15 protein-coding genes and 1 tRNA gene are annotated in these 15653 nt (G+C 44.5%); 9 read left to right on the top strand and 7 right to left on the bottom strand.

The features are described 5' to 3' along the window. Positions 1–2: 2 nt before the first annotated feature. The 3 genes from PSM36_RS11755 to rpmH all read right to left on the bottom strand — a co-directional run bounded on the left by PSM36_RS11755 (position 3) and on the right by rpmH (position 2114). On the bottom strand, positions 3–1109 hold the full coding sequence (locus tag PSM36_RS11755) for an RluA family pseudouridine synthase (RefSeq protein WP_154671019.1): 1107 nt from the start codon (positions 1107–1109) through the stop codon (positions 3–5). A gap of 10 nt (positions 1110–1119) precedes the next feature. Beyond that, positions 1120–1785 carry a PASTA domain-containing protein gene (locus PSM36_RS11750; RefSeq protein WP_232001432.1) on the bottom strand — a complete coding sequence of 222 codons (666 nt, stop codon included), beginning with the start codon at positions 1783–1785 and terminating at the stop codon, positions 1120–1122. Positions 1786–1967: 182 nt separating this feature from the next. Beyond that, on the bottom strand, positions 1968–2114 hold the full coding sequence (gene rpmH, locus PSM36_RS11745) for a 50S ribosomal protein L34 (protein WP_076931049.1): 147 nt from the start codon (positions 2112–2114) through the stop codon (positions 1968–1970). A gap of 374 nt (positions 2115–2488) precedes the next feature. Between rpmH and PSM36_RS11740 the strand changes: the two genes are divergently transcribed. The 8 genes from PSM36_RS11740 to PSM36_RS11700 all read left to right on the top strand — a co-directional run bounded on the left by PSM36_RS11740 (position 2489) and on the right by PSM36_RS11700 (position 9606). Beyond that, positions 2489–2560, top strand: a tRNA-Glu gene (locus PSM36_RS11740). A 37-nt stretch (positions 2561–2597) separates the two neighbouring features. Next, positions 2598–2852: a 30S ribosomal protein S20 gene (gene rpsT / locus PSM36_RS11735; RefSeq protein ID WP_076931048.1), complete on the top strand. Its 255-nt coding sequence runs from the start codon at positions 2598–2600 to the stop codon at positions 2850–2852. A gap of 1 nt (position 2853) precedes the next feature. After that, a complete protein-coding gene (locus tag PSM36_RS11730; protein ID WP_076931047.1) occupies positions 2854–3159 on the top strand; it encodes a Dabb family protein in 306 nt (101 codons plus the stop codon). A gap of 413 nt (positions 3160–3572) precedes the next feature. Continuing rightward, positions 3573–5531 (top strand): DNA topoisomerase (ATP-hydrolyzing) subunit B, encoded by a 1959-nt coding sequence (gyrB, locus tag PSM36_RS11720; RefSeq protein WP_076931045.1) that lies wholly within the window; start codon positions 3573–3575, stop codon positions 5529–5531. Positions 5532–5547: 16 nt separating this feature from the next. Beyond that, positions 5548–6453, top strand: a complete 906-nt coding sequence (locus PSM36_RS11715) for a S66 peptidase family protein (RefSeq protein WP_076931044.1) — start codon at positions 5548–5550, stop codon at positions 6451–6453. A 14-nt stretch (positions 6454–6467) separates the two neighbouring features. After that, positions 6468–7982, top strand: a complete 1515-nt coding sequence (locus PSM36_RS11710) for a potassium/proton antiporter (RefSeq protein WP_076931043.1) — start codon at positions 6468–6470, stop codon at positions 7980–7982. A gap of 185 nt (positions 7983–8167) precedes the next feature. Further along, entirely contained in the window at positions 8168–9172 is a 1005-nt protein-coding gene (locus tag PSM36_RS11705) for a M28 family peptidase (RefSeq protein ID WP_076931042.1), read from the top strand. A gap of 2 nt (positions 9173–9174) precedes the next feature. Next, positions 9175–9606 carry a SufE family protein gene (locus PSM36_RS11700; RefSeq protein WP_076931041.1) on the top strand — a complete coding sequence of 144 codons (432 nt, stop codon included), beginning with the start codon at positions 9175–9177 and terminating at the stop codon, positions 9604–9606. 17 nt (positions 9607–9623) lie between these two features. Here the strand turns inward: PSM36_RS11700 and hydE are convergent, their stop codons facing one another. The 4 genes from hydE to PSM36_RS11680 form a co-directional block, all read right to left on the bottom strand. Next, positions 9624–10727 (bottom strand): [FeFe] hydrogenase H-cluster radical SAM maturase HydE, encoded by a 1104-nt coding sequence (gene hydE / locus PSM36_RS11695; protein ID WP_232001430.1) that lies wholly within the window; start codon positions 10725–10727, stop codon positions 9624–9626. Beyond that, positions 10728–11516, bottom strand: a complete 789-nt coding sequence (locus PSM36_RS11690; protein WP_076931040.1) for a pyrroline-5-carboxylate reductase family protein — start codon at positions 11514–11516, stop codon at positions 10728–10730. It lies immediately after the preceding gene. A 63-nt stretch (positions 11517–11579) separates the two neighbouring features. Beyond that, positions 11580–12353, bottom strand: coding sequence for a glutamate 5-kinase (proB, locus tag PSM36_RS11685; protein WP_161947569.1), 774 nt, complete (start codon positions 12351–12353; stop codon positions 11580–11582). 31 nt (positions 12354–12384) lie between these two features. Then, a complete protein-coding gene (locus PSM36_RS11680) occupies positions 12385–13572 on the bottom strand; it encodes a glutamate-5-semialdehyde dehydrogenase (RefSeq protein WP_076931038.1) in 1188 nt (395 codons plus the stop codon). Positions 13573–13846: 274 nt separating this feature from the next. Here PSM36_RS11680 and PSM36_RS11675 point away from each other — a divergent pair, with 274 nt between their 5' ends. Next, complete coding sequence (locus PSM36_RS11675) at positions 13847–15652, top strand: ABC transporter ATP-binding protein (RefSeq protein ID WP_173823139.1); 1806 nt, start codon at positions 13847–13849, stop codon at positions 15650–15652. The last annotated feature ends 1 nt before the right edge of the window (position 15653 follow it).

Here is a 15653-nt window from a genome sequence, read left to right as displayed (position 1 = left end):
TATTAAATTGTTGAATCTACCTTCCCACTTTCCCACTTTCCCACATTACTGTACGCTCTCCATTTATCGATGACCGATTGCATATCGTCCGGAATATCGCTTTCAAAGTAGAACTCTTCTCCGGTGGAAGGATGGATGAAGCCCAGCGTTTGTGCATGCAGGCATTGACGCGGACAGAGGGCAAAGCAATTGGAAACGAACTGTTTGTATTTGGCGAAATGGGTTCCGCGAAGGATCTCATTGCCTCCGTATCGTTCATCATTGAACAACGGATGTCCTATATGTTTCATGTGAACACGGATCTGGTGCGTACGGCCGGTTTCTAACCGGCATTGAACCAGAGTTACATAGCCGAATCGTTCCAATACGCTGTAGTGGGTGACGGCCGGTTTGCCATGATCACCGTCGGGGAAGACGCGCATGCGCATCCGGTCATTCGGGTCGCGTCCGATATTACCCTCTATCGTTCCGTGGTCTTCTGCCGGACTTCCCCATACCAAAGCGGCATACGTCCGCTTTGTCTCTTTACGGAAGAACTGCCCTGAGAGGTTTGTTTTGGCTTCCGGGGTTTTGGCTACCAGCAGCAGGCCAGACGTATCCTTGTCGATCCTGTGTACCAGTCCCAGTCTTGGATCATTCATGTCGCTGATATTCTCTCGATACAGATGGTATGCCACCGCATTGACCAATGTGCCGGTGTAGTTTCCGTGACCGGGATGTACAACCATTCCTGCAGGCTTGTTGATTACCATCAAGGCCGTATCTTCATAAACAATATTAAGCGGGATATCTTCAGCGATGATTTCCAGTTCACGTCTTGGACGGTCCATCACGATAGAGACCATATCGAGCGGCTTCACCTTGTAACTCGATTTGACCGGTTGCCCGTTTACCAGGATACAATCAGCTTCAGCTGCCTGCTGGATACGGTTTCTGGAGATCCCTTCTATCCTGACGGACAAAAATTTATCGATCCGCAGCAAGCTCTGTCCCTTATCTGCTACAAACCGATAATGTTCGAATTTCTGATTTTTGTCCGGAAATTCCTCTATGATCCCGTCATCATCCTCAGCAAAAAAATCAATATCGTCCAAATTTTGTTGCGTCACAAGCAATTGATTAGAAAAATGAATCGTCTATAGCTCCATCACCTCCCGGCTGAATGCCGTTGGCCTCACTTCTCTCCCCCGGAGGGATGGTATATTCGTTGTCAATCCTCAACGAGTCAGCCAATGCACCACTGGTGACAATCAATGTGAGTGGCGAACCGGCAGGTATTTTTTCATCAGGCGTCAACCTTTTTCCTCTGTATTCCACAGCTACTACCAGGCCGGAATATTCCGCAGGTACTTCCTGTATAGAGAGCTGGGTAAATCCTATTGAGTTGAGCAATGCGGACGCCTGACGGGTAGAATAGTCGGTCAATTCAGGCACAGCAACCATCTGAGGGTTCTTTGCGTAGATGGTCAGGTATATGGCACGTCCTTCTTTTACCTTATTGCCGGCTTTAGGCCTCTGATCTATGATTGCTCCCGGCACGGCATCGCGCTGGTAGATTGAGTCCACTATCTCGGCATGGAGGCCTTTGGCCCTGAGTATGGTATTTGCCTCCCCTATCTGAAGGCTTTCCAGTGCAGGCACTACCACATTCTGCCCGTGTCTTGTATAAACGTTCAGGAGCAATAATGCCAGGACAACCAGAAGTATGCCACAAATTATGATCATCAGCAAATTTTTCACAATACTATTGCTGAGGATAGTTGTTTTTGTCTGTTTTTTACTCATAACAATCGCGCGTATAAGTGTATAAGCATATACGGGATACAAAAGTACAAAAAATAATGAGAGTGGGTAGTTGTGGTATCGAAAAAGAGAGGTGAAGAACTCCGGAGAGATATATGGCGGTCACCTAACAAAAAGACAGGAATAAGTCAACCCTATTCCTGTCTTTTTAAAAGATACTGTCTTTAATATTCGTCTGACACGGTAAGTTTGGCCCTGCCTTTTGAGCGACGGGCGGCAAGTACTTTCCTTCCGTTTTTGGAAGCCATTCTGGAACGGAATCCGTGTTTGTTCTTTCTCTTTCTGTTAGAGGGTTGGAATGTTCTTTTCATACAATTATTTTATTTTTTTTATTTCCGTTGTTCTTTATTATATATGATATAGGCCCGGTTGGATTTAAACGCTTCTCCTGTGACCCCTTGCCCTTCCCGGTTTGTCCATTTCCTGTTAAACAAGGTCTCTTCTCTATGGGAGACTTCATTTTACGGGCTGCAAAATTAGATAAAATATTTGAAAGAACCAATTCGATATGGGATAAAAATACTTTTTTTCTCTTTTTCAGCCCTTTGGGCAAATTACGGAAAGAAAATGAAAAGAAAAATGAAGAAAATTAAATGAAAAGTTTTGCGCTTTCAGAAAAACGTTCTATATTTGCACCCGCAATTGAGACAGCAAGATCTTTAACAATAGGGTTCACGCCCGAAAGGGCCCATTCGTCTATCGGTTAGGACGCAAGATTTTCATTCTTGAAAGAGGGGTTCGATTCCCCTATGGGCTACAATATTTAAAAAAAATAAACATACGCGTCAATAGAAATGGCAAATCATAAATCATCTGTAAAGAGAATCAGGCAAACCAAAGTTCGTCGTCTGGCAAACAGATACGTTTCGCGCACCACCAGGAATAAAGTGCGTGAATTACGTACGCTTACTTCCAAAGAAGAAGCCCAGAAGATGTATCCCGAAGTTTGTTCTATGCTCGACAAGCTGGCTAAGAAGAATGTGATACACCAAAATAAAGCCAACAACCTGAAGTCGAAATTGGCTTCTCATGTAAACAGCTTGAGTTGAGATGATAAGGCATTTGGTATTCTTTAAGTTGGCTGAAGAGGCTGAGGGGAATGCTAAAGCGGAAAACATTCTCATAGTAAAAGAAAAACTGGAGGCATTAAAAGCGGTGATTCCTGTGATCAGGAAGATAGAGGTTTTCTCGAATCATCCACTGGCTTCTTCTGAAAATTATGATATTGTGCTCGATAGCGAATTTGACTCGCTGGAAGATTTGAAAACTTATGCCGGACATCCTGAACATTTAAAAGTAGGGGAGTTTATTGGAAAAGTGAGGATTGGAAGAGCAGCCATTGATTACGAGTTTTAGGATAGTGCTCCTCAAGGAATAATATGACAAAAGCGGACAACAGGTCCGCTTTTGTCATTTATAGGTTTTTTGGAAAGTCTTTGGCCTTGACATTGCTCTCGCTTAATCGTTATTTTAGCTTGACGCAAACGTTCACTAAAGTTAGTCGTTTGCTCGCTATGGCAAAATTCAAACAAGTTTGGCTTTGCTCATTTAGCTTGACGCAAACGTTCACTGAAGTTAGTCGTTTGCTCGCTATGGCAAAATTCAAACAAGTTTGACTTTGCTCATTTAGCTTGACGCAAACGTTCTAAAAAAACAAAAAGGGGTTGGAAAAATGACTATTTTTTCGTACTTTTGTTCAGTCTTGAAAAAATCAGCAAATCTATTGTAGAAGTCTAATTCACAGGTAGTTTTAATATATATTGAAAGAAATGTCAGAAGAAGAGAAAAAAAATGGAAGTGGAAATTATTCTGCTCAAAATATTCAGGTGCTCGAAGGTCTTGAAGCAGTACGTAAGCGTCCTGCAATGTATATCGGGGATGTAAGTGAGAAAGGATTGCACCATCTGGTATCTGAAGTCGTCGACAACTCCATTGATGAAGCATTGGCCGGATACTGTACGGAGATCAATGTTACTATCAACGAAGATAATTCAATCACTGTAAAAGATAACGGGCGTGGTATTCCGGTCGATTATCATGAAAAGGAAAAAAAATCGGCACTTGAGGTAGTACTCACCGTATTACATGCCGGTGGGAAATTCGATAAAGGTACTTATAAAGTGTCGGGTGGACTCCACGGGGTGGGGGTTTCCTGTGTGAATGCACTCTCTATCTATCTGAAAGCCGAAATCCACAAGGATGGTAAGATTTATATGCAGGAGTATTCGAAAGGTAAGCCTTATGCCGATGTAAAAATTGTTGGGGAAACAAAAGAGAACGGAACGATTATCACATTCAAGCCGGATGATGCCATTTTCACCACATTGGAATACCGGCACGATATATTAGCGACCCGTCTTCGTGAATTGGCCTATCTGAACGCAGGTATCACGCTTACGTTGACCGATAAGCGAACTCCTAACGACGATGGTAGTTTTAAAATAGACCGTTATTACTCTGAAACGGGATTGGAAGAGTTTGTTCGCTATATCGACAAGAATAAGGAGTCCCTTATTCCCGAACCCATTCATATTGTGACGGAGAAAAGTGGCATTCCCATCGAAATCGCACTTACATATAACGATACTTACAATGAGAATATCTATTCTTATGTAAACAATATTAACACCATCGAAGGTGGAGCACACCTCACCGGTTTCAGACGTGGTCTTTCGCGCACGCTGAAAAAGTATGCGGAAGATTCCAAAATGCTTGATAAGGTAAAAGTAGAAATTAGTGGTGATGACTTCCGTGAAGGGATCACCGCCGTGCTTTCCGTAAAAGTAGCCGAGCCCCAGTTTGAAGGGCAAACCAAAACGAAATTGGGAAACAGCGAAGTGATAGGGGCTGTGGATCAGGCTACAGGGGAGGCTTTGAGATATTATCTGGAAGAGCATCCGAAAGAAGCAAAGGTGATCGTAGAAAAGGTTATTCTGGCTGCCACGGCCCGTCAGGCTGCACGCAAAGCACGTGAGATGGTGCAGCGCAAGTCGCCGTTATCGGGTGCGGGATTGCCGGGGAAATTGGCCGACTGTTCCAGCAAGGATCCGGCACAAAGTGAGATCTTCCTGGTAGAGGGTGATTCAGCAGGTGGTACCGCCAAACAGGGGCGTAACCGTATATTCCAGGCTATCTTGCCATTACGTGGTAAAATCCTCAATGTGGAAAAAGCAATGCCGCATAAGGTGCTGGAAAGTGATGAAATCAAAAACATATATACCGCTTTAGGTGTTTCTATAGGAACTGAGGAGGATTCCAAAGAACTCAATATTGAAAAATTGAGGTATCATAAAATCATTCTGATGACGGACGCTGATGTGGACGGAAGCCATATCGATACCCTTATTCTTACTTTTTTCTTCCGCTATATGCGCTTGTTGATTGAAAGCGGGTATGTTTATATTGCTACTCCACCTCTCTATCTCTGCAAGAAAGGTAAGATTGAAGAGTATTGTTACAACGACCAGCAGCGACAGGCTTTTATCAACAAATATGCCGATGGTAACGAAAATGCTATCCATACGCAACGTTACAAAGGTCTTGGAGAGATGAATGCCGAGCAGCTCTGGGAAACAACGATGAATCCCGAGAATCGTACCCTCAAACAGGTGACCATCGAGAATGCCGCCGACGCCGATGTGATCTTCTCCATGTTGATGGGTGAAGAGGTGGCACCACGCCGGGAATTTATTGAAGAGAATGCTACCTATGCCAATATCGATGCATAGATGAGAAAATAACAAGATGAAGCGACCGCCGTCACTGCAATTCAACGATAGAGCCGTCATCCTTTCCCCTGCCGGGAAAATTGACGGATATGTCGTGCAGGATGCAGCCGCTGTCCTGGAGGGTTGGGGACTCCGTCCCGAGATCAGTGAAAACGCCTTGTGCGATGCAGGGCGATTCAGTGGTTCGGTAGCGCAACGGCTTTCCGATCTGCAGAGAGCGTTCGACGATCCGGATGTGAAACTGATCCTTTGTTCCCGTGGTGGTTACGGGACTGCGCATCTGCTTGGAAAACTCAATTTTTCGGGGATAAAAAGAAATCCAAAGTGGCTTGTCGGTTATAGTGATATAACCCTACTTCATGCTGCACTGCAGACTCACGGCATAGCTTCTCTTCATGGGCCGATGGCTCAACATTTTTCCGATGAAGGAGCCGAAGATATAGCGGTACGCTATACAAAAGCTGTTTTGGCAGGACAGTCACCGGAATACCGGATTCCTGTGGGAGGATATTCCCCTTTGAATCGAAAAGGGAAAGCCACTGGAAAACTATTTGGCGGAAATCTATCGGTTTTTTGCGGCTTATTGGGTTCTAGATATGTCAGAGTCCCCCGTGGAGGTATACTCTTCATAGAGGACATTGGTGAAACTCCCTATCGTGTAGACAGGATGATATACCACCTGAAACTTGCAGGTATATTTGAGGGAATCAGTGGATTGATTGTCGGTCAGTTCACCGGTTACGAAGAGGATAGTCAAATGTATTCTCCATTACAAGAGTCTATCAGAGAGGCGGTCCGTGAATATGATTTCCCTCTCTGTTTCAATTTCCCGGTGGGACATGTGAAACTGAACTTCCCTCTGATCATGGGGGGGATGGCCACGTTGGGAGTTGGAGAAGAATTTATTTCATTCATACAGTAAAACCTAAATATAAGATGACAATAAGCCCTGAATTATTATTATTGGTAGGATCTGTCCTATTTTTTATAAGTATGTTGATTGGGAAAGCAGGCCACCGTTTTGGTGTTCCCATATTATTGCTTTTCCTTGGAGTAGGAATGGTTTTCGGATCTGATGGATTTGGTCTGGTCTTTGAAAATGTGCAGACCGCACAGACGATCGGCACGATCTGTTTGACCGTGATCCTTTTTTCCGGTGGATTGGATACCAAGTTTTCTGAAATCAGGCCGGTCATCTGGCCCGGAGTAATGCTCGCGACCTTAGGGGTGCTTATAACCGCTATTCTTACCGGATTATTCACTTTCTGGTTGTCAGGACATATGTTCCCTTCCCTGGGGATCAGCCTGTTGACGGCGATGCTGCTCTCGTCTACCTTTTCATCAACCGACTCAGCATCAGTGTTTGGTATATTGCGGTCCAAAGGATTATCGCTTAAGAATAACCTGCGCCCGCTTTTGGAGTTGGAGAGTGGTAGTAACGACCCGATGGCCTATATGCTTACCATCGTGTTTATGGGAATTATCCAGTCGGGAACAGATCCTAATATCGGCATGGTGGTACTCACTATTGTAATCCAACTGGTAGTAGGAAGTGGAATGGGGTATTTAATGGGAAGAGGAGCGGTGACTATCATCAACCGGATCCGTATGGATAACAGCTCTTTTTATCCCATTCTTTTACTGACGCTGGGTATATTTATCTTTGCCGCCACATACTACCTGAAAGGAAATGGATACCTTGCCGTATATATTGCCGGATTGGTAATCGGAAACGCCAAATTCTCCCATAAACGGACTTCCATGAAATTTATTGATGGGGTAGCATGGATGAGTCAGATATTGCTCTTCCTTACCCTCGGATTGCTTGTCAATCCCGGTGAACTCATTGAGGTAATTGTACCTGCCCTTATCATCTCCGCTTTCCTGATCTTTATCGGACGTCCGCTGACAGTGTTTCTTACTCTTCTGCCATTTCGTAAAATAGGTTTCAGGGATAATCTTTATATTTCATGGGTAGGCCTAAGGGGAGCGGTACCTATCATCTTTGCCATTCTACCGCTGGCTGCGGGAATCCCGGACTCACGATGGATATTTAATATGGTTTTTGTGATTACTATTGTCTCGCTCCTTGTACAGGGTACTTCTCTTCCAATGGTGGCAAGATGGTTGAATCTGGCTGAAAAACCGCAAAAACATAAAGCGTTGGAGGATTTCGACGTGGAATTTGCAGAAGAGATCAAGTCGGCTATGACGGAGATATTGATCACCGATGAGACTTTGAAGTATGGTAAGAACCTGATAGAGATGCCTTTGCCGGATAAGACTCTGGTGGTTATGGTGAAAAGAGGAGAACAATTCTTTGTGCCGACCGGTCAGACAGAACTGCATGCGGGAGATAAATTGTTGGTTATCTCCGATAATGAAGAGGCTCTGAGAGAGACTTATCAAAATATAGGGATTTCGAATTTTTCTTATCAGAAGAACCAGTGATGATTAGTTGATTTGCTGATTTTGTGATTTCATAATTTGATTACGTCTATTTTGGCTCCGCCGAACGTTGTTCCTATCCAAGATTTGACTCCGTCGATTTTCAATTGGCTTACGCCGATTGTTAATTGGCTATGCCGATTGCTAATTCAATTCAGAATTTTGAAATCCGAAATTTAAAATAAAATATGCAACGAGCGGGTAATTTTTTCCTGTTGATTTTATTGATAGCCGGAGTGATGTTTTCCATATCGTGTAATTCTTGTCAATCGAGTAAGTACACGGTTGTGACGGAACCGTACCTCCAAATTTCTCCGGATTTCAACGCCGATAGTGCCTATTCCTTCGTGGAGAAACAGTTAGCTTTTGGCTCCAGAGTACCCGGCACGACGGCACATCAGGCCTGTGGAGATTACTTAGCGGCAAAACTAACCGAGTTTGGTGCACAAGTGACAGAACAAAAGGCGGATATCACTCACTACGACGGTAAAAATCTGACGTTACGCAATATCATAGGGAGTTATTATCCTGAAAAGGAGAAAAGAATTTTACTTTTTGCCCATTGGGATACGCGGCCCTTTGCCGATGAAGAATCGGATGCCGGCAGGCAACAACAACCTATTGCCGGTGCCGATGATGGGGCAAGTGGGGTAGGGACACTGCTCGAAATAGCCCGTAATCTGCAGCAATACCCGGTGGAGGTGGGAGTTGATATTATCTTTTTCGACCTGGAAGATTGGGGGCAACCCTCTTTCGATACCGATTGGGTGCAGGGAGAGTGGTGGTGTCTCGGTTCTCGATATTGGTCGGAGCAACCGCATGTGGAGAATTACAAAGCGGATTATGGTATTTTACTGGATATGGTCGGCGCTGCAAATGCAACTTTTCTGAAAGAGGGTTATTCTATGAAGTATGCACCGAACATATTAGACAAAGTGTGGAGCACCGCAGCTAAGTTGGGACATGGCAATTACTTCCTGCCACAGAACGGGGGGTATATCACCGATGATCATCTGTCGGTGAACCAACACCAGCGGGCTCCAAGCATCAATATAATCAATCTGAAAACTGATACACATACGGGGTTTGCTTCACATTGGCATACCCATAGAGATGATATGCGCAATATTGACAGGGGCAGCCTTAAAGCAGCCGGACAGACAGTAATGGAAGTGATTTATACAGAAAAATGAACATGAGCCAAACGATAGACGAAGTACAACAGGAAATTGTTGACGAATTCAGCATTTATGATGACTGGATGGATAAATATGCCATTATAATTGAGCAGGGAAACGCCCTGCAACCAATCGATGAAAAATATAAAATTCCCGAAAATATCATAGAGGGATGTCAGAGCCGTGTATGGCTGCAGACCGATTATCGAGATGGAAAACTCTGGTTCCAGGCGGAAAGTGATGCCATTATAGTGAAGGGTCTGCTTGCTCTGGTACTGCGGGTATTCAACGGTCGTACTCCTGACGAGATTATCAATACCGATCTACGTTTTATGAAAGAGATCGGACTTACAGATCACCTTTCGCCGACGCGCTCCAACGGGTTACTCTCGGTAATCAAACAAATCCGTTTTTACGCTATTGCCTATAAGGCCAAAGCGGAGAAATAAGTCAATGTGCCAATGAACTAAGATGTCTTGGTGCGCCGGAAAAAATGTAACGGATCCCCCCACTCTCCGTATCCGATCGTTTCACCTACAGAGGCTATACGTGCTTCAAGGCAATTATTACATTGAGAGGCATCTTCGTTGAGGCATGGTTTATCTTCATAAAGGAGGTAGTCTTTTCTATGGATGAGAGGTGTGAGATTCGGCATAATCACATTGGCTCCAAAGAGTAAACCCTTTTCACGTCCGAATTTGTCGAGTACCTGCATGGCGGTGGTGGAAGCGATATTGACATCTTTGAGTAATATTCTCAGAATTGCAATCATTCTTAATGTGAGGCCTAGCCGCTCTTCCTGTCGTATGGAATAAGCTTCACTCCGGTAGAATGGGGTCCCTGAATGTTCGATGAAAGGGCCTATTCCCATCATGTCTACTCTCATGTCTCGCAGGAAAAGAATATCACCCGCGATATCTTCATAGGTCTGATAAGGTACACCCACCATACTTCCTGAACCCACTTGAAATCCGATTTTTTTTAATGATTTCAGGCAATTCAGGCGAGTTACGAACCGGTGTTTACCATCTTCCGGATGCCACTTTTCATATAAATCAGGAGAAGCGGTCTCTATGCGCAGAAGATAACGGTGCGCTCCACTTTCAAAGAAACGGTGATAGGTCTCCTCACTCTGTTCACCGCACGATAAGGTAATGCCCAGGTCGTATCTCGATTTGATTTGTTTTACAACCCTGCAAACAAAATCTGTAAAATCTTCGCTTTGGTCTTCTCCGGATTGTAGGACTAACGACCCATAGCGGTTTTCATGGGCAAAGTCAGCTGCCTTGAGAATTTCTTCCTCAGAGAGGCGAAAACGGTTTACCCCTTTGTTCCCCTTTCTTAATCCGCAATAAAAACAGTTTTTTCGGCATTGGTTTGAGAATTCTATCAGCCCACGGAAATAGACTATTCGGTTAACCCTTTCCTGTTTGACCTCCATGGCCAACGATTGCAAGGCATCCATCTCTTCCCTTGTATCCATTTTCAGGATAGATACAATATCCCTCTTATTCAATGAGGGAGAAGAGAGCATATTCATGATATTGTATTGGATACTTGTCTTCTCCATTCAATCTCCATTTTTACTCATCTCCTCCGACCGGTTTCTCGCTGCATCGAGTATCCCTTCGAAGTGTTTCCCTATTTCATGCGTACGGGAGTAATCGAGGCCGGCCTGGGTAGTTCCGCCTTTACTGGTGATATTCTGTATCAACTGTTCTATGCTGTAATTTTTTTGATTTTGGGTGAAATAGAGGGTAGTTCCCTGCGTAAGTTCCAACAGGAGTTCGTCGAGAAGTGATCCCGGAAGATTGAATTCCTGCATTTTATCCTTGAAGATTTGAATAAAGGAGAGGATAAAAGCGGGACCACTGCCAAAGACGGCTGTGAACAGGTCGAATCCGCTTTCTTCCAGTTGTACAGCCTTTCCCAGCTTTTCCAACAGATGAAAAATCTCTGATGCATTCCCATTATCCGGTTGATTGCTCACGAAAGCAGTTACCGATTTGCGGTAAGCCATTGCCAAATTGGGCATGATCCTTACGATTAATTGCCCTGTACCAAGATAACGTTCAATGAAAGCGATATTTCTCCCTGCTACCGGTGAGACAATGGTTTTGCCGGATCGGTCGAGAGGTGTCAACTCTTCAAGGACAGCGGATAAATCTTGTGGTTTTACCATTAGCCAGATCACATCCGCGAAAGCAACCAGGTCGCTTATCTTGTTGTAATAAGGTATGTCGGCCTCTTTTCTGCTTCTGGCAAAATAAGCGAACTCAATATTTTCCTCCTGTTTCAATCCCTGATAAACAGCTTTGGCCAGGTTGCCAAAACCTATAAAACCATGTTTCACGCTCATTAATAAACTAAAATATGAAAGTTGAATACTAAAAGTGTCATCAAATCAACCTTTCCCACCTTTTCACTTTCCCACCTTTTTCCCGAATCGTGTAAAGGGGATACGATCACCCATAGCATTGATGATGTAATTGGCACGTTGTCCGTTCACGATCCACATTTCAACATTGTGTTGCATACAAATTTCAGCAGCATGTACTTTAGACGACATGCCGCCGGTTCCGAGGAGGGACTCTTTCTCTTCGATAAATTCTTTGATGGAATCTAAATCGGTGACTTCGGCGATCAATTGTGCATCGGCATGTAGATGAGGGTTCCGGTCGAAAATACCGTCGATATCGGAGACAAGGACGAGCAGATCTGCCTCAGTAATCACAGATACCAATGCCGAAAGTTTGTCGTTATCCCCCAGCACTATCTCTTCGATGGAAACGGTATCATTCTCATTTACAATAGGGATATAATCAACCTGCCAGAGTCGTCTTATGGTGTTGCGGGTATTTTCGTTGGCTACCGGATTCTCGAAATCACGATAAGTCAATAGTATCTGTGCGATATTCAGTCCGAATGTACTGAAAATATTGTCGTACAGTTCCATTAGTTTTGTTTGTCCGATAGCCGCGAGCGCCTGTTTGGAATCGACATGTTTATTGAACCCGTTGATCTCTACAAATTGTCTTGCTGTTGCAATCGCGCCTGATGAGACGATTACGATATCATATTCTTTTTTTAGTTCCACGATCTGTCGTGCCAAACTCTCGATCACCGCGAATGATATCCTATTTGTTCCGGCCGTTAACGTGGACGTACCTATTTTAATGATTAGTTTCTTTTTCACTTTTAATTCTTCATTGTTCACTTTTAATTTTTCACTCTCTTATCTGCCCGTTTCCATACACAAACCATTTGTTTGTTACCAATTCCTGGGCACCCAGTGGCCCACGGAAATGGAGTTTTTGGGTACTGATGGCGATCTCAGCACCAACTCCAAACTGTCCGCCGTCGGTGAAACGCGACGAAGCATTGTGATATACCGCAGCACAATCTACCTGTTGCATAAATTCTGTGGCGTTTGTAGCGTCGTTGGTGACGATCACTGCCGTGTGTCCGCCGGAATAGAGGTTGACCATATTGATGGCATCCTGTATCCCGTCTACCAGGGTGAGGTACAGTTTCGGAGCCAGGTATTCTTCGCAGAGTGTGGCAGCATCGTTTTCTATCTTAATGGTGTTGCATAGAGATGCTATTTCTTTGTCTCCCCACACCTCAATGCCTTTTTCCGAGAGATGTGTGACCAGATAAGACAGTTTTTCTTCTAACTCATCAAGGCCTTTATGCAAGAGCACCTTGTCTATGGCGTTACATACGCTGATACGTTTTTTGCCGTTCAGCACCAGACGGACAGCCATTCCGAAATCGGAGTTGTCATCCACAAAGAGAAAATTATTACCTCTGCCACTCACAATGACAGGCACCGAAGTGTTTTCCTGTACGAACCGGATTAATCCTTCTCCGCCACGGGGAATAATGAGATCCACCCTGTGGCTGTTTTCCTTGATCAGGCTCTGTGTCTCCTCCCGGGACAGGTCCAGATATTGTACCCAATCCGTATTGACATTTTGTCCGTCGAGTGCCTGTTGCCACAGCCCTGTAAGCAGAATGTTTGTCTGACGGGCCTCTTTACCTCCCTTCAATAGGATCCTATTACCCGCCTTGAATGCTGTTGCTGCCGCTTCGATGGTAACGTCAGGACGCGACTCGTAAATGATCAGGATAGTTCCGAATGGTACCGTCTGGTTGACAATACGCAGTCTGTCTTCCCGTACGAATTCATAGAGGATTTTCCCTTCCGGATCAGGTTGGGAAGCAACCTCTTCCAATGAGCGGATCATTCCATCGATCTTTTTATCATCCACCTTAAGTCGGTCTTTCATGGAATCATCCATGCCGGGAAAGGTTTGCATATCCGCCTCATTGACCTCTTTGATATTCCCCCTGTTTAACTCCAATAGCTGTGCAAGGGAGAGTAATACGTTATTTTTTTGTTCAGTATTCATATTGCTGTGAAATGGTACCTTTGAAATTATTTATCTACTCTTTCTCGAAAAATACTTATAAGAACCAGGCTTGCTTGCTCTGATATGTGTAATTGAAAGTATTTTGGTTTCAAAGGTAGCAAATTATTCTCAAAATTGAGATTTTTACATTTAATGATTAATTGAAGAGCGATATTGTAACAATGGGACGGTAAAATATATTTTAATAGAACTAGGTTTTAAAGAGGAAACGAAACAGGTTAAACCCTTTTAATTTTGTAAAGTCCAATTCCCAATGATTAATAAAGAAACTTACACCCAATCTTTTAAAGCCCTTTTCCGGAACCTGGTTCCTTTTGTGAAACCCTATAGAGGGATGATAGCGGGAACCCTATTTCTTACACTGGTCGGATCTTTTGCCGCCCAGGTAAATCCGCTTTTAGTGAATGAAACGATTAACCGAGTGGAAGATTTACTCCGGCAACCCGATCCGTTTCAGAACGGGATGAGATTGCTGCTGATTATTTCTGCCATTATGTTGGCCAATGAGTTGTTGAATATTGGTATCCAGTTTGGACAGAAATATTTTGGTGAAAAAATTCGTATCAAAGTAGGGAGCGACCTGTCTCAGGCGTCGGTGGAGAGGATACTCAGCTACAAAATGTCATTCTTCTCTGAACCCGGGAATCAGACCGGATTGCTGCAAACCAGGATCAACAGGGGAATAGAGAGCCTTATCGGGTTGGTGCAGAACTTCTTCCTCGATATATTACCTCTATTCTCTACTGCTATTATCGCCCTGGTGGTGATGTACAATGCCAACCCCTACGTGGGATTGTTGGCGACAATCATTGTGCCGGCTTATTTTTATGTAAGCCAGAAACAGGCGGGCCGGCTGAAAGGATGGCGTATCCAGTTGCGTGGGCAGCGGGAGCGTAAGAATCACGGGCTGATCAATATTATCGACTCCATCACGGTGATCAAGAGTTTCGTACGCGAAGAACCGGAAGGGAAAAAGCAATACGACGTACAAATGGAGATGCTGAACAACCAGTTACAGACCCGTCGGACAAGCTATGTCTATGAGAGCCTGAAATCGTTTATCCAACAGATCGGGGTGGTACTCATCATCATTCTGACTGTCTTTCTTGTACTTGACGGGCAGATGGGAATCGGTGCCATTATGATGCATATCATGCTCTTCCGGAACGTATCGGCTCCCATCAGCCAGTTGCATCGTATCTACGACCAGGTCAACGACGCACTTATCTATGCCGACGGATTTTTTGAAGTGCTTTCGAACGATGAGGCGGTAGAGGCGGGTGGTGATATCAGGGCAGGGAATGTGCAGGGGCAATTTGAAGTGCGTGATGTAACTTTTACTTATCCCAACGGCAAGCAGGCACTCTCGAATGTAACCCTCTCGTTGGAAAAAGGAAAAACGACCGCTATCGTCGGATTGAGTGGTGCAGGTAAGAGTACCCTGATCAATCTCCTCTGTAAATTTTATAAACCTGATAGTGGAAAAATCCTGTTGGACGGAGTCGGCCTGGAGGATTATGAAAACGGTTCGTTGCGGAACAATATAGGTCTGGTGTTGCAGAAGAATCATATCTTTAAGGGAACGATCTACGACAATATCCTTTACGGAAAACTGGATGCAACCCGTGAAGAAGTAATTGAAGCATCGAAAAGGGCTTTTCTGCATGATCAGGTCCTTTTGTTGCCGGAAGGTTACGATACCGATGCGTTTAACTTGAGTGGTGGCCAGCAGCAGCGGATTGCCATTGCCCGGCTGTTCCTGAAGGATCCTCCCGTGATCTTCCTCGACGAACCTACCGCCAGCCTTGACGCGATTGCGACCGAACATATCAAGATGAGCCTTGATGCTATAAAAGAAGGACGTACGGTAGTAATTATCTCGCACTCGCTGTCGCAGATCATCGATGCCGATGTGATCCACGTATTAAAGGATGGACGGTTAGTAGAGACCGGATCGCATGAATCCCTCTACAAACTGAACGGAGAATACCGCAAAATTTTTGACGCTTCTGCCCGCAGCCTTAACCTCGATAAGATGCTCGATACCCTTGCGGTATAAA

It is taken from the genome of Proteiniphilum saccharofermentans, assembly GCF_900095135.1.
Lineage (GTDB): Bacteria > Bacteroidota > Bacteroidia > Bacteroidales > Dysgonomonadaceae > Proteiniphilum > Proteiniphilum saccharofermentans.
Note: the sequence above shows the minus strand (reverse complement) of the source record. Positions and strands in the feature narration are given on the sequence as shown.

Bases quoted from the DNA above. Each gene is read 5' to 3' on its own strand.
- PSM36_RS11750 (WP_232001432.1), bottom strand. From the start codon at position 1,785: ATGAGTAAAAAACAGACAAAAACAACTATCCTCAGCAATAGTATTGTG.
- rpmH (WP_076931049.1), bottom strand. From the start codon at position 2,114: ATGAAAAGAACATTCCAACCCTCTAACAGAAAGAGAAAGAACAAACAC.
- rpsT (WP_076931048.1), top strand. From the start codon at position 2,598: ATGGCAAATCATAAATCATCTGTAAAGAGAATCAGGCAAACCAAAGTT.
- PSM36_RS11730 (WP_076931047.1), top strand. From the start codon at position 2,854: ATGATAAGGCATTTGGTATTCTTTAAGTTGGCTGAAGAGGCTGAGGGG.
- gyrB (WP_076931045.1), top strand. From the start codon at position 3,573: ATGTCAGAAGAAGAGAAAAAAAATGGAAGTGGAAATTATTCTGCTCAA.
- PSM36_RS11715 (WP_076931044.1), top strand. From the start codon at position 5,548: ATGAAGCGACCGCCGTCACTGCAATTCAACGATAGAGCCGTCATCCTT.
- PSM36_RS11710 (WP_076931043.1), top strand. From the start codon at position 6,468: ATGACAATAAGCCCTGAATTATTATTATTGGTAGGATCTGTCCTATTT.
- PSM36_RS11705 (WP_076931042.1), top strand. From the start codon at position 8,168: ATGCAACGAGCGGGTAATTTTTTCCTGTTGATTTTATTGATAGCCGGA.
- PSM36_RS11700 (WP_076931041.1), top strand. From the start codon at position 9,175: ATGAGCCAAACGATAGACGAAGTACAACAGGAAATTGTTGACGAATTC.
- hydE (WP_232001430.1), bottom strand. From the start codon at position 10,727: ATGGAGAAGACAAGTATCCAATACAATATCATGAATATGCTCTCTTCT.
- PSM36_RS11690 (WP_076931040.1), bottom strand. From the start codon at position 11,516: ATGAGCGTGAAACATGGTTTTATAGGTTTTGGCAACCTGGCCAAAGCT.
- PSM36_RS11680 (WP_076931038.1), bottom strand. From the start codon at position 13,572: ATGAATACTGAACAAAAAAATAACGTATTACTCTCCCTTGCACAGCTA.
- PSM36_RS11675 (WP_173823139.1), top strand. From the start codon at position 13,847: ATGATTAATAAAGAAACTTACACCCAATCTTTTAAAGCCCTTTTCCGG.